General features: G+C 60.6%; 8 protein-coding genes. 5 read left to right on the top strand and 3 right to left on the bottom strand.

Going from position 1 to position 12,940, the window contains the following annotated elements:
* Window positions 1-129 precede the first annotated feature (129 nt).
* The 3 genes from TM49_RS12125 (at window position 130) to TM49_RS12115 (ending at window position 2,302) form a co-directional block, all read left to right on the top strand.
* Window positions 130-375 carry a hypothetical protein gene (locus tag TM49_RS12125; protein ID WP_045685179.1) on the top strand — a complete coding sequence of 82 codons (246 nt, stop codon included), beginning with the start codon at window positions 130-132 and terminating at the stop codon, window positions 373-375.
* 61 nt (window positions 376-436) lie between these two features.
* Window positions 437-1,333, top strand: a complete 897-nt coding sequence (locus tag TM49_RS12120; protein ID WP_045681567.1) for a transglutaminase family protein — start codon at window positions 437-439, stop codon at window positions 1,331-1,333.
* A 165-nt stretch (window positions 1,334-1,498) separates the two neighbouring features.
* Window positions 1,499-2,302: a transglutaminase-like domain-containing protein gene (locus TM49_RS12115; protein ID WP_045681565.1), complete on the top strand. Its 804-nt coding sequence runs from the start codon at window positions 1,499-1,501 to the stop codon at window positions 2,300-2,302.
* A 33-nt stretch (window positions 2,303-2,335) separates the two neighbouring features.
* Here TM49_RS12115 and TM49_RS12110 read toward each other — a convergent pair whose 3' ends face one another.
* Both TM49_RS12110 and TM49_RS12105 read right to left on the bottom strand, forming a co-directional pair.
* Window positions 2,336-10,825, bottom strand: coding sequence for a glycoside hydrolase family 94 protein (locus TM49_RS12110; protein WP_045681563.1), 8,490 nt, complete (start codon window positions 10,823-10,825; stop codon window positions 2,336-2,338).
* Between the two features lie 228 nt (window positions 10,826-11,053).
* Complete coding sequence (locus tag TM49_RS12105; protein ID WP_045685178.1) at window positions 11,054-11,308, bottom strand: DUF1488 family protein; 255 nt, start codon at window positions 11,306-11,308, stop codon at window positions 11,054-11,056.
* Here TM49_RS12105 and TM49_RS23650 point away from each other — a divergent pair.
* Window positions 11,307-11,591, top strand: a complete 285-nt coding sequence (locus TM49_RS23650) for a hypothetical protein (RefSeq protein ID WP_158498628.1) — start codon at window positions 11,307-11,309, stop codon at window positions 11,589-11,591. The genes TM49_RS12105 and TM49_RS23650 overlap by 2 nt on opposite strands.
* Before the next feature lie 143 nt (window positions 11,592-11,734).
* On the opposite strand, the gene TM49_RS12100 is transcribed toward TM49_RS23650, so the two are convergent.
* The gene (locus TM49_RS12100; protein WP_045681561.1) at window positions 11,735-12,127 is read right to left on the bottom strand and encodes a hypothetical protein; all 393 of its coding nucleotides are present in this window, start codon (window positions 12,125-12,127) and stop codon (window positions 11,735-11,737) included.
* Between the two features lie 501 nt (window positions 12,128-12,628).
* Between TM49_RS12100 and TM49_RS12095 the strand changes: the two genes are divergently transcribed.
* The gene (locus tag TM49_RS12095; protein ID WP_045681560.1) at window positions 12,629-12,838 is read left to right on the top strand and encodes a cold-shock protein; all 210 of its coding nucleotides are present in this window, start codon (window positions 12,629-12,631) and stop codon (window positions 12,836-12,838) included.
* The last annotated feature ends 102 nt before the right edge of the window (window positions 12,839-12,940 follow it).

Genomic DNA, 12,940 nt, shown 5'->3' with positions numbered 1-12,940 from the left:
ACTGCGCCAGGCATCGAGCCGATAGCTTACGCAGGTGGGATTTGTCGTGTAAGGTGTAAAAGAAGCGGTATGAGACGAAAACTTGTCTCGCGGCTTGCCATAAGGCTTTTCTCCAACAGGAATGAACAGATGAACGAATTCGACTATCAGGTCGAAGCAGCCCTCTATCCCGGTCGCAAGGCCAAGGGAAGCCGCGGCCCTCGCTACAAACGGTTTGATACTGCCGCTGACGCGGTGCGTTTTGCCGTGGAAGAGAGAGAAGGCTGCAAGCTTCGGGGATCGGTGCTGGAGATTGATGAAAACCGCTACGACGACAGACAGATCCGTATGCTGTACGACGCGCCGGATTATCCGCTAGTGCGCAGCGAAAAGTGATGGAAGCATTCGATCTCAAGGGGCTATCCCGGCACTGTCCGCGTGACTGTGCAGGTGTTGAATGACGATCTTTTCGGTGCGCCATCTCACCGTCTATCGTTATCGGCGACCGGTCGGTTTCGGGCGCCACCGGCTGATGTTCCGCCCCCGTGACAGCTTCGACCAGACGCTTCTGAATTGCGCGCTGAAGGTTTTTCCGCGAGAGGCACGCATTCGCTGGATTCACGATGTCTTCGGCAACTGCATCGCGCTTGTCGATGTCGATGTAACCGCCCCGGAACTGCGGTTTGAAACCACGATCGAGGTTGATCATACGGCGCACATCCCGCTCGATCTGGAGATGGACCAGAGAGCATCCGGCTTCCCGTTTTCCTATGATCCGGAAGAAGCAATCGATCTCGAGAAGACCATTGCGCGGCACTACCCCGATCCCGGCGATGAAGTCGGCCGGTGGGCGAAACGCTTCGTGCCCTATGGCAATACGGCGCGCACCGGCCATGTGCTGATGACGCTGTGCAACGGGATCAGGGAAAGTTTCAGCTATGTCCGGCGCAGCCAGTACGGCACCCAGACGCCCTGCGAAACGCTCCTGCTTCGCAGCGGCACCTGCCGCGACTTCGCGCTTTTGATGATGGAGGCGGCCCGCTCGCTCGGGCTCGCGGCCGGCTTTGTTACCGGCTATATCTATGTGCCGGACCGCGATGGGTCCGTGACGCTGGGCGGCGGCTCGACGCATGCCTGGTGCCAGGTCTATCTGCCGGGTGCAGGATGGGTGGAGTTCGATCCGACCAACGGCATTGTCGGCAATCGCGATCTCATTCGCGTCGGCATCGCCCGGGACCCGAGCCAGGCGGTTCCCCTGTCAGGCTGCTATGATGGCGGGGCGCTCGATTTCGACGGCATGGAAGTGCAGGTTAACGTCACGACGCAGCCGGACGACATAAGCGCGGCAATCTGACCACGCCACCGTGGCGGCTTGCAGAGCCGACGCGCCAACGTTCCGACGAGGACATTGCGGAGTAAGGCCGATTTATTCTGCCGTTCGACGGACGGAACGGCGTTATGCCGCGTTACCTCTGGAGACGTGATCGATCAATCAATCAAAGCAAGGGACAGGTAAGACATGAAGATACGCGCTGGCTTCCATATCGGCTATGACTGTGAACATCCGACGCCGATGCTGCTGACCCTCAACGTCTTCCCGTCCCGCTGGGCGGATCTCCTGACGGCGCAGGTCCTGTCCTTCGATCGTCCGATCGACGTATCGGCCTATCCCGACGTTTTCGGCAATGCCTGCAACCGCATCGTCGCGCCCCCGGGCAGGACCACGATTTCCACCGCGTTTGAGATCCATGACGACGGCCTACCCGATCCTGTTCCCCATGGCGCCATTCAGCACCAGATCAACGATCTGCCGGATGACGTGCTGGTCTATCTGCTCGGCAGCCGCTACTGCGACACCGACCGTCTTGCCGATTTTGCCTGGAGCTACTTTGCCAATACGCCGCTTGGCTGGCCGCGCGTGCAGGCGATCCTGGATTTCACCCATCAGCGGATCGCATTCGATTATATGAAGGCCGACCCGTTCAGGACTGCCTTTGGCGGCTTCACAGATGGCGTCGGGGTTTGTCGCGACTATGCCCATCTCGCCATCACGCTCTGCCGGTGCCTCAATATCCCGGCGCGTTATTGCACAGGCTATCTCGGCGATATCGGCGTACCGATGGACCCGAACCCGATGGATTTCAGCGCCTGGATGGAAGTCTATCTCGGCGGTCGCTGGTACACGGTCGATGCGCGGCACAACAGCCCACGCATCGGCCGCATCCTGATGGCGAGAGGCCGCGATGCAACCGATGTGGCGATGTCGACGGCCTTCGGCCCGGCCATTCTCCGGCAGTTCGATGTCGTCACCGAGGAAGTCTGAACCGGCGGCGCGTCATCCACGCCCCCAACGGCATCAGTTCAAAAGCAATGTATGCTTGCCGCCGTCGATCGGCACCCGTGCGATGTTTTCGAACAGCGTCAACGCATCGCCATCCAGCATGGCCGACCATGCGTCCGCGCCCGGTCGGCGGCCATTATCAACGCGGATATCGAAGCGGGTCTTGCCAACCGTCACAACAGCTTCGAAGCCCGGCCATTCCGCCGGGAGGGAAGGGGTGACCAGCAGGAAGGCGCCTTCGCGGCGAATGCCGAGAATGCCTTCGATGCCCGAGCGGTACATCCAGCCACCGGAGCCGGTATACCATGTCCAGCCGCCACGCCCGACATGCGGCGCGACGGAATAGACATCGGCGGCGACGACATAGGGCTCGACCTTGTAGCGCTCCGCGTCGGCGGCGGTGAGGGCATGATTGACGGGGTTCAGCAGCGAAAAGAGCGCCTGCGCCTTGTCGCCGTTTCCCGACTTGGCAAACGCCATGATCGCCCACATGGCCGCATGGCTGTATTGTCCGCCATTTTCGCGCAGGCCCGGCGGGTAGCCCTTGATATAGCCCGGATCGCGCGCGCCGTCGTCGAAGGGCGGGGTGAACAGCAGTGCCAGGCCTTCATCGGGCCGGATGAGGTGCCGTTCGAGCGAAGAAAGCGCGGTCGCGGCGCGGGCCGGATCCCCGGCGCCCGACAGGACGGCCCAGGACTGTGCAATCGAGTCAATACGGCACTTCGGATTGTCGCTTGTGCCAAGCCATGTGCCGTCGTCGAAGGTTGCCCGGCCATACCATTCGCCGTCCCAGGCATGGGTTTCGATGGCTGCGCGCAGCGTTTCGGCATGGGCGCGCCAGCGGCCGGCGCGCTGCGGATCGCGCCGGTCGGCAAGAGGGGCGCAAAGATCGATTGCCGCCAGCAGCAGCCAGCCGAGCCAAACGCTCTCGCCCCTGCCGCCTTCGCCGACCCGGTTCATGCCGTCATTCCAGTCGCCGGTGCCCATCAGCGGCAGGCCATGCCCTCCGGTCAGTTCAATGGACTGGTCAAGACCGCGCGCCATGTGTTCGAAAAGCGCAGCCTCTTCGACTGCGACAGTCGGATGGAAAAACGCATCGTGCTGTCCGGGTTCGAGCAGCGGGCCTTCGAGGAAGGGCACGGGTACATCGAGCACGGCGTCATCGCCGGTGGTTTTCACATAGGTCGCGGCCGCGTAGGCGAGCCAGACCCGGTCGTCGGAGATGCGGGTTCTGACGCCCTGGCCGGACTGGGGCAGCCACCAATGCTGGACGTCGCCCTCGATAAACTGCCGGGAGGCGGCGCGCAGGAGGTGATGCCGGGTCTCCTCCGGTCGGGCAAAGGTCAGCGCCATGCCATCCTGAAGTTGGTCGCGGAAACCATAGGCGCCGCTTGCCTGGTAGAAGGCGGAGCGGGCGGTGACGCGGCAGGCAACCGTCTGGTAGAGCAGCCAGCCGTTCAACATGATATCCATCGCCCGGTCCGGCGTTTTCACCTGAACGGTCTGCAAAAGATCGCTCCAGTGATCGGTGACCGCCTGCAGGACCGCGTCGAGATCGGCCTCGCGGTAGCACGCAATCAAGCTGCGCGCCTCGTCCACAGAGGTGCATTCACCCAGAAACGAAGTGATCTCCATCGTTTCGCCGGGGCTGATCACGATCGTCCGCTGCAGGGCGGCACAGGGATCAAGGCCAGCGCCTGTGGCGCCTGAAAGCGGCTGGTCACGACCAAGGGCGCGCGGCCCGGAGGCATTGCCGTGACGGCCGAGGAATTCGCTCCTGTCCGCCGTCCAGGCCGTCTGTTCGCCGCCAAGGTCGGCAAAAGCGACGCGACCGGGAAAGCCGGCGCTCCACGGATTTCGCGCAAACAGGGCTCCGGTCTTTACATCGATGTCTGTGATGACGAACGGCGCCGTAGCACCGCGCGAGCCGCCAAGAACGAGTTCGGCGTAACTTGTGACCGTCAGACGCCGCGGCCGACCGGACGTGTTGCGGAGCGTCAGGCGTGAAATCTTGATCGGGTCGGCGAGCGGTACGTATTGGAGAAGATCAGCCGAAATTCCGTCTTGCTCATGTTCGAACCGGCTATAGCCGAAGCCGTGGCGGGCGATATAGGCCCCTTCGCGCCGGATAGGCTGCGCCGTCGGGCAGAAAAGTTCGCCCGTTTCTTCATCGCGGATATAAAACGCTTCGCCGGCCGGATCGGTGACCGGGTCATTCGACCAAGCTGTCAGCTGGTTTTCGCGGCTGTTTTCAGCCCACGTGTAGCCGTTGCCTTCCGCAGAAACCTGAAAACCGAAACGGGAATTGGCGATCACATTGATCCAGGGCGCAGGGGTGACCGCATCCGCTTCGAGAATGGTCACATACTCCCTGCCATCCTTGTCAAAGCCGCCAAATCCGTTGAAGAACTCGAGTGCCGGGCGCTGATAGGGCGCAATGTCTTTCCTTGAGGCGCGCTTCGGCCATGCCGGTTTTACTGGCATGGCAGGCGGAGACGGCAATTGTGGATATTGCTGTGCAATCGGGCCGCACCGGGCATTCAGCCTGACACGGGCGACCGAATGAAGCTGCGCGAGCGCCTCTGCGCTCATCAGGTCCGCCCGGAGAACGAAGACCGAGCCCTGTGCCAGTTCGATACCGGGGCGTGGCCGCGACTGGCTGCTGCGATGCGCGGTCTCGATGGCGATCTGCAGGTCCTGTGTGTAGGACGAGGCACGGGCGTTGACGATGACGAGATCGACCGCAAGGCTCTTCATCCGCCAGTATTCGTGCGCCCGCAGCAATTGATGGACCTGCGCCATGTCCTGCGCGTCGTCTATGCTGAGTAGCACGATCGGCAAATCACCGGAAATACCGAGATGCCAGAGATCGGACTGGGATCCGGCGCCGCGCGCAATTTCGGTTGCCGATGCCCGATAGCGCAGATCCGCGTAGATGATCGGGGCGGCCAATCGCTGAAAATCCGCGACTTCACCCGATTTGACATCGAGATGGCGAAGCTGAACCTGGGCCTGGGTCCAGGCGAGCGTCCGGGCGCGTTCGAAGGCGCTGCGATCAAGATGCCTGTCGATCAGGTCGATGAGTTCGGCACGCGAAGACGCGACGACGGTCCAGTAGGCGATGCGGGCGGACTTTCCGGCAGCGACCTTCAAGCGCTGCCGGATCGCGAAAACCGGATCGAGCACTGTGCCGACCGTATTCGAAAGCGGCGTGTCGCCCGCCATGGATGTCGCGGTGGCGACCGTATTGCCGCGACCGATGAAACGGGCCCGGTCGGTCTCGTATTGCGGGTCGGCGGCGGGTTGGCCTTCGACCACGGCAAAATGGGCGGCCCATATGCGGGGTTCATCCGGCGTGCGCGGGCGGCGGGTTGCGATCAGCGCGCCATATTCAGCGGCATATTCCGTTTGGACGAACATCTTCGAAAACGCCGGGTGGGCGGTATCGGCCGAAGCCGGCGCGAGAACCAGTTCGGCACAGGATGTGATTTCGATTTCGCGTGCGCGCCTGCCGGTGTTGGAGATGGAGACGCGCCGGACCTCACAGTCGTCCTCGCCCGAAACCAGCACCTCCATTGTCGTGGTCAGCGTATCGTGAACGGAGACGAAACGGGCCTTGTCTTCGTCGAAAACGACATGGCCGCTTTCGTCTTCCCCGCCGAGAGGCCGGGCGCCTGCGGACCAGACTGCGCCATCATCGACATCGCGCAAAAAGATCGGCGAGCCGTCATCATCGCAGGTGACGTCCTCATGCCAGCGCGTGATGGCAAGGTCATGCCAGCGGCTGTAGCCGGAGCCTTTATCCGTCAGCATCACCGCATAGCGGCCGTTTGAAAGCAGATGGGTTGCCGGAGGGCCGGTCACGACCCCGGAAAGTCGCCGTGATGTATCGGGACCTAGTGAAGATTTGACGGGCGAGACGGGAGCGTCTTCGATCTTTTGACGCCCGTTGATCACCGTGCGGGGTATGCGTTCCTGCAACAGCAGTTCACAAGCCTGAATGATCGGTTCGCGATGGAAATAGGCGCGCATGATCCCGTCATCAAGCGTGTTGGCGATGGCCACAATCGTCATGCCCTGATGGTGGGCCATGCTTGTGCGCACGATTGCGACCTTGTCATTCTCCGGCAGCCTCGCAGGCGTGAAATCCAGCGCTTCGTAAAAGCCATAGCGACCGAGCGCGCCTAGGGCGGCCAGCCGGGCAAAGTTCGCGCACGCGGCCTTTGGATCGACCATGGTGGCAAGACCGGTTGCATAGGGCGCTATGACGGCATTTTCGGAAAGGCCGCGCTTCAGCCCGAGGCCGGGAACGCCGAAATTGGAATACTGGTAGGTCAGTTCCGTATCACGGGCATTGTAGGCGGATTCGGAAATGCCCCATGGCGTGCCAAGCTTGACGGCATATGCTTGCTGGCGCCGGACCACAAGCCGGTTGGTCTGGGCAAGCAGGCTGGTTTCCGATGCGCGCATGACCAGAGAGGGCATCAGATATTCGAACATCGAGCCTGACCATGAGATCAGTGCCGAGGTCCGTCCGACCGGCGTTGCGGAGCGTCCCAGCAGAAACCAGTGCCGGGTTTCAACGTCGCCCTTGGCGATTGCGAACAGGCTCGCCAGTCGGGCTTCGGAAGCCAGAAGGTCATAACAGTTCTCGTCAAGACTTTCGTCCGGCAGAGAATAGCCGATCGAAAGGAGCTTGCGTTCGGGATCAAGCAGGAAGGCGAAATCCATCGCCATTGCCATCGCCCGCGCTTCGGTCGCAATCGCCGATAGTCGGATATCCAGACTCCTGTCAGCCAGGCAATCGCGCCGATCCTCGACCAGCCGTCTGTTCAGGCTGCCAAGCCAGAAAATGAGATCGTCGGAAGCATCCTCGCTGGTTTTGGGAATGGTCTCCCGTGCCACGGCGACGGCCTTGTCGCCAAGGCGGGCCAGAATGGGGCCTAACGTTTCAAAGGACTCTGATCCGTTCAGCCTGAGTTCGATATCGTCGAGCAGGCCGGTCAGCCGTTCATCAGCGTGTCTGCCCTTTCCGGAGGTCGCGTCGAGCGCCTGCCGGGCCAGCGTCAGACTGTCGGTCAGCCCTGTCCGTATATTTGAAGCCGAAGGCGCTGCGACCCAGGATTCACAGGCATTGGCAAGAGCAAGCAGATGGCCCGCGAGGTTGCCACTGTCGACCGAGGAGACGTAAGCGGGATCGAGCACGCGCATGTCATCGGTCGCATACCAGTTGAAGAGATGGCCGTTGTGCTTGGCCAATGCCTGCATCGTTTTCAGCGTGGCCTCAAGCCTGTCGGCGGTCTCGACCTTGCCGTTCCAGCCGAAATCGCGGGCCGCGACGGTAGAGAGAAGATAAAGCCCGATATTGGTGGGCGAGGTGCGCCGGGCGATGACGGGCTTCGGATCCTCCTGAAAATTGTCCGGCGGCAACATGTTGCTTTCAGGCGTTACGAAGGTCTCAAAGAAGCGCCATGTCCGGCGGGCGATCAGACGCAGTGCGATTGCGTCAGCATCGGATGTCGCGCCCCCCACCTTTTCTGCAGGCGGGCGGCTCGTCCAAAGGGCAATGGCGGGCCCCGCCAGCCACAAAAGGGCAAAGGGAAGAATGAGCGGCCATGATGACGGCGACAGCAGGCAGGCAGTCCCGGCGATGGCAAGGGCGATCAGCGTGCCGGGCGCCATGCGGCGGTAGAAACCGGTTAGGTCGAGGCGCGGGCTGCCCTGCGACTGGGCGGCTGTTGTCCATTCCAGGAAATGGCGTCGAGTGCGATAGAGCCGGTTCATCGTCGTTACGATCGCGTCCGTCATCCGCCATGCCCTGTCGGGAAGAAAGGCAAGGTCGAGACCGGTTCGCAAGGCAGCAAGGCGAAGATCCGCGCCCAGCGTGCTCAGGTGACTGCGCAGATGAATGCCGGTGCTGTGCGGCATGGCGGTGAATAAAACCGGAAGAAAGGCTGTGATTGCCAGAGTGGCGAAGACCAGCGCGATCGCCACCAGTGCGGCGGAAAACGGCATCGTCCAGGCAAGGCCAAGGGCCAGAAGCGTGAACGGAGCGATGAGGGAGCGCCTCAGATTGTCGACCATCATGCCACGATTGACTGCAGGCAGGACGCCATCGTCCCTGTATTGTCCGGTCAGCCAGGGCAGAAGCTGCCAGTCGCCCCGCGTCCAGCGATGCTGTCGCTTGGCGTCGACGTCGTAGCGGGCCGGAAATTCCTCGATGAGTTCGACGTCGGAGGCCAGGGCCGCCCGGGCAAATGAACCCTCGAAAAGATCGTGGCTGAGCATCGTGTTCTCCGGCACACGCTCGCCAAGTGCCTGTTCAAAAGAGTCGATGTCGTAGATGCCCTTGCCGGTATAACCGCCAATGCCGAAAAGATCCTGGTAGACATTCGAGGCGGCGGCGGCATAGGGGTCGATGCCGCCTGGCGCGGAAAAGACTTGCTGATAGAGGGAGCCCTCATGGCCCACCGGTAGCGAGGGCGTCACACGCGGCTGGAGAATGGCATAACCATCGACAATCCGTTGGTCCGCCGAACTGAAACGCGGACGGTTAAGCGGATGTGCCATCTTGCCGATCAGGCGGTGTGCCGCATCGCGCGGCAAGCGCGTATCTGCATCGAGCGTGATCACATAACGCACGTCCGCCGGAACCTCGGGCGGAACGCCTGCAATCGGAGCAAAGCTGGTGTCATCGGCGCCGCGCAGCAAGCGATTGAGCTCGTGCAGCTTGCCGCGCTTGCGCTCCCACCCCATCCAGCGGTTTTCGAGAGGGTTGAACAGACGGCGGCGGTGCAAAAGCAGGAAGCGATTGCCGCCATTCACGATCCCGTGGCGTTCGTTCAGCCGCGCGATCGCGGCAGCGGCAACGGCCAGTAAAGGGCCGTCCGCTTCAATCTCTTCCTGATCGGCATCGGTTCCATCCGTGACAAGCGCGAAGACGATGTCGCCACCCGCGCCGGAAAGGTGATGGACCTCAAGGCGCTCGACCTGCTCCAGAATATCCGCTTCATTCGTCAGAAGCGTGGGAACGGCGACGAGCGTGCGCAACGACGGCGGGACACCGTGCCTGAGAGAGAGGCCGGGCAGAATGACGGCGCCGAAACACCAGCTCATTGTCCGGTTGACGATGGCTGTCGCGACTTCGCTTGTCGGCAGCAGTGCCAGAATCGCAAACAGCGCAAGCCAGACGGCCGTCAGGCCAGTTTGCAACAACAGCAACAGCGACAGGGCCATCAGCAGTGTCGTAACAAGCAGGATCGACGCGATATAACCACCAATGCCTAATCGGATATTGAGGCGTCCGAGCCGGAGGCGCACAGGCGGCTGAAACCCGATCACCCGCTCCAGGGCTGGCCGACCCTCGGCGATGAGGTGATAGCCCGGATCGGCGACCCGCGCGGCATTGGTCGGGTCATCCTCGTCGAATGCCGGTTTTCGCGCTGCCTCAAGCGCCTGATCGGCGACCTCCAGCTCCGTCCATGACGAGCCGCGCGCAAGCTGTTCGATCGCCTTGCGATAGAGGTCGCGCGTCGGGAAGTCCATGTCCGCAAAAGCGCTCGCAGCGCGCATCCGCACGTCAACGGGACTTACGCTTTCGAACACGTCCGCCCAGTCGATATCGGAAATCAGCCTGAGGCTGGTGACGATGTTGCGCACAGTGACATTCGAGGCGCCTTGTCTTTGCTGGGAATGCTGCACGACATCTTCGATGGTGCATCCCTGCAGCGCAAGCCGTTTCTCCAGCCATCCGAGCGCGGGCGTGGTCTCGGGATCCCGGTTTCTAAGTTGCCGCGCCAGATGTCCGGCAAAGAGTTCCGACAGCGGTTCTTTGGAACGTGAGACGATATCGTCCTGAAGAGCCGTCTCGCCGTCGTCGGCTGAAAGAATTTTGATGGCCAGATTCGTAGCGTCGAGCCGGGCGGCGCGCGCCACCGTAATCTGATCGGCCAGCCGCCGCAGGTTTTCGATGAGAACGATCCTGAGCGTGATCGCAACGGCCCACAACTCGCCGATCGTCAGCGGCTGGACCTGCTGATAGGCCATCAGAAACCGCTCGAGCTTGTCGCGATCAAAAAGGCTGTCGGTATGGGCAACGAAGGCCCAGGCCAATTCGAAGACACGCGGATAACCGGCAAAGGGCCCATCCGAAAGCTTGGGCAACTGGCGATAATAGCCGGGCGGCAGGTCGTTCCTGATTTCCTGAATATGCTTTTCGACCAGATGATAATTGTCGAGCAGCCATTCCGCCGCCGGCACCACTTCCCGGCCGTTCTTCAGTTCATTGATGCCGGCTCGGTAGGCAGACAGAAGAACGACGGCATTGTCGCCCAGTCTTTTGTGCAGGGATATCACCGCCGGAGCCTTGCCGGACACGGGTTGCGCCGCTGCAAGGCTGATCGCATGCTGTTCCAGCCGTTCGGTGCTGAACAGTTCCTGTCTGACCGGTGACCGGTCATTCCAAAGAGGGGACACTGTTCGGTTATGGAGGAATTCGATTTTCAAGTTTTGCCTTTCCACCGGGACGCAAGTCTCGGCGCAACGGCTGTGTGTCTGAAAACCCAGACATGGGGTTTGGATGATGGGTATGGGTTTCCGCTATTCTGCAAGAGCGGTAGCGGCTCGTTTGCGCCGCTCGGACCTTCATGACGTTCATGACGCAGTGTCGGGTTGCTTCGCCCCTTGATGTGAAGTTATGGGACGTGAAGTTCGGGCGGCGGAGCCTCTGGCGGATCAGGTGAAATCGGCCGCCGTCAGGACATAGACTGCCTTGCGGCCCTTCAGGTAAATCTTGCGAGCGGCGTCGTAGATCGTCTCGCGGGCTGCATCGAATGCAGCGAGAAAACTCGCCTCGCCTTCGGCCGGATCACTCAGCGCATCGGCCCTGATGAAAAACATCACTTCGAACATGCCGTCATGCCCGGTAAAGCGGACACGTCCGCCGTTTTTGTCGTAACTGCGGCTTTGATTGGGAAAATCGAGTGCCATGGCTGAATACATCCTTGAGAAGGTGGCGCGAAATGCCACTGTTAAAAACACGCGATCAGACCAGACACGATCGCCGGCAAAGAAGCTTGGCAGAAGATGGTTCGGCCCGGATCGCGGTAGTGCATTCACCGGCAGCCTGCGTGCGGTTCAGCCTTTCGGCTTGCCACGCGCCACATTGCTGTTCCCGGCATTTCTGACCAGTGAACCGAGCGGTGGCGCTTCGACGGATGTCGTGCTTTTTTCCTTCTTGGGCTTTCTGATTTCGCGATTGCTTCGCTTCTGACCTTTGGCCATCTGGAGACTCCATGTGTCCGGCGCACTTTGTTGCGGTGGCGCCTCTTGCTTGCCGCTCGTAAATCTGGGCATCGCGCACGATGAGAAAGCCGTTGCCGGCTGCCTCATCGGCATTTCATTCTCTGTGATTTTTCATCCAACGAGCGCGCTGGCGCATGCCGTGGCGGCGCCGCGACTTGCGTTGTCGTCTCCCGGCATCGTTGCCCAGCCGCCAGCTTCAATGAATTGACGCTGCTTGTAGGAACTGTCGATGGCCTTCAACTCGCTCAACTGCTGTGCTGAATCAGGCGCCGATTTGAACCTCTGGACGCAAATAACCGTCGCCAACTCATCGCGGGAGAGGTCCCCGGCTTCCGCAGCGAGTGTTCTTGACGTGCCGCCTGTCACCCATCCGCCCCAGGTGAAGCCGACGACGATCGTGACGATGGCGGTGACGATACAGGCCCACACGAGTGTCGATTTTGCCGGGTGATAGGCTTTCCACCGTTCTCCGATGGATGATGCTCCATTGTTTTCTGCTGCCATGATGCCGATTCCTTCCGATTTGGGATCAATTGTCTGGTGTGATCGGCGGCAGCGCTCCCCGGCCGCTTTAGCGTAAATGGACGCGCTCTGTTGGCGTCGAGGGCCTGACAAAGACGCTCCCTGTTGCGCGCATGCGCTATCATCGCTTCACAATGTGAGCGAAATCCTGAAGAGCATTTTTTACAGGCGATTTTTTAAGAGGTCGGATTTAGCGGACCGCAAAACTACATATATCTACGATTCCGATTGAATAATAGGTCATAACGGAAATATTTTTATAATAATTATATTTTTCATTTTCGCTTTTTCTTTAATAAAACTAAAATCAGGCCTTGATTTAAACACGAAAGAAGCGCATATGACGCTCATCGATCTTGTTTGACGAACTTTATTTTGCGCATCGCGCTCTGGTGATTTTCCCATCAACATCGACTTTGTCGTTCGGTCGCGGCCCTCAGTGCCCGCCGGGCATTCTCTCTGATTGATTGAAAGGAAATCGTCATGAGCACTGGCACAGTGAAATTTTTCAACACCACCAAGGGTTTTGGCTTCATCGAGGTCGAAGGCGGCGGCTCGGATGTATTCGTCCATATTTCCGCTGTTGAACGCTCCGGAATGAGCACCATCGCCGAAGGCCAGAAGCTGACCTTTGACGTCGTTGCGGACGACAGGTCCGGCAAAAGCGCTGCGGAAAACCTGCGCGCTGCATAAGGATTGTCTTTGCTTCCGTGACCACGGATGTACTGGCACGGAATATGAAGACGGATGGATCGGCCGAGCAATGCGCTCGGCCTTTCTTGCTTTGAGCGCCCT

Origin of the sequence: Martelella endophytica (genome assembly GCF_000960975.1) — a bacterium.
Classification (GTDB): Bacteria; Pseudomonadota; Alphaproteobacteria; order Rhizobiales; family Rhizobiaceae; genus Martelella; species Martelella endophytica.
Note: the sequence above shows the minus strand (reverse complement) of the source record. Positions and strands in the feature narration are given on the sequence as shown.

Coding starts and splice junctions, on each gene's coding strand:
- TM49_RS12120 (WP_045681567.1), top strand. CDS start 437: ATGACGATCTTTTCGGTGCGCCATCTCACCGTCTATCGTTATCGGCGA.
- TM49_RS12105 (WP_045685178.1), bottom strand. CDS start 11,308: ATGGCACTCGATTTTCCCAATCAAAGCCGCAGTTACGACAAAAACGGC.
- TM49_RS12100 (WP_045681561.1), bottom strand. CDS start 12,127: ATGGCAGCAGAAAACAATGGAGCATCATCCATCGGAGAACGGTGGAAA.
- TM49_RS12115 (WP_045681565.1), top strand. CDS start 1,499: ATGAAGATACGCGCTGGCTTCCATATCGGCTATGACTGTGAACATCCG.
- TM49_RS12095 (WP_045681560.1), top strand. CDS start 12,629: ATGAGCACTGGCACAGTGAAATTTTTCAACACCACCAAGGGTTTTGGC.
- TM49_RS23650 (WP_158498628.1), top strand. CDS start 11,307: ATGGCTGAATACATCCTTGAGAAGGTGGCGCGAAATGCCACTGTTAAA.
- TM49_RS12125 (WP_045685179.1), top strand. CDS start 130: ATGAACGAATTCGACTATCAGGTCGAAGCAGCCCTCTATCCCGGTCGC.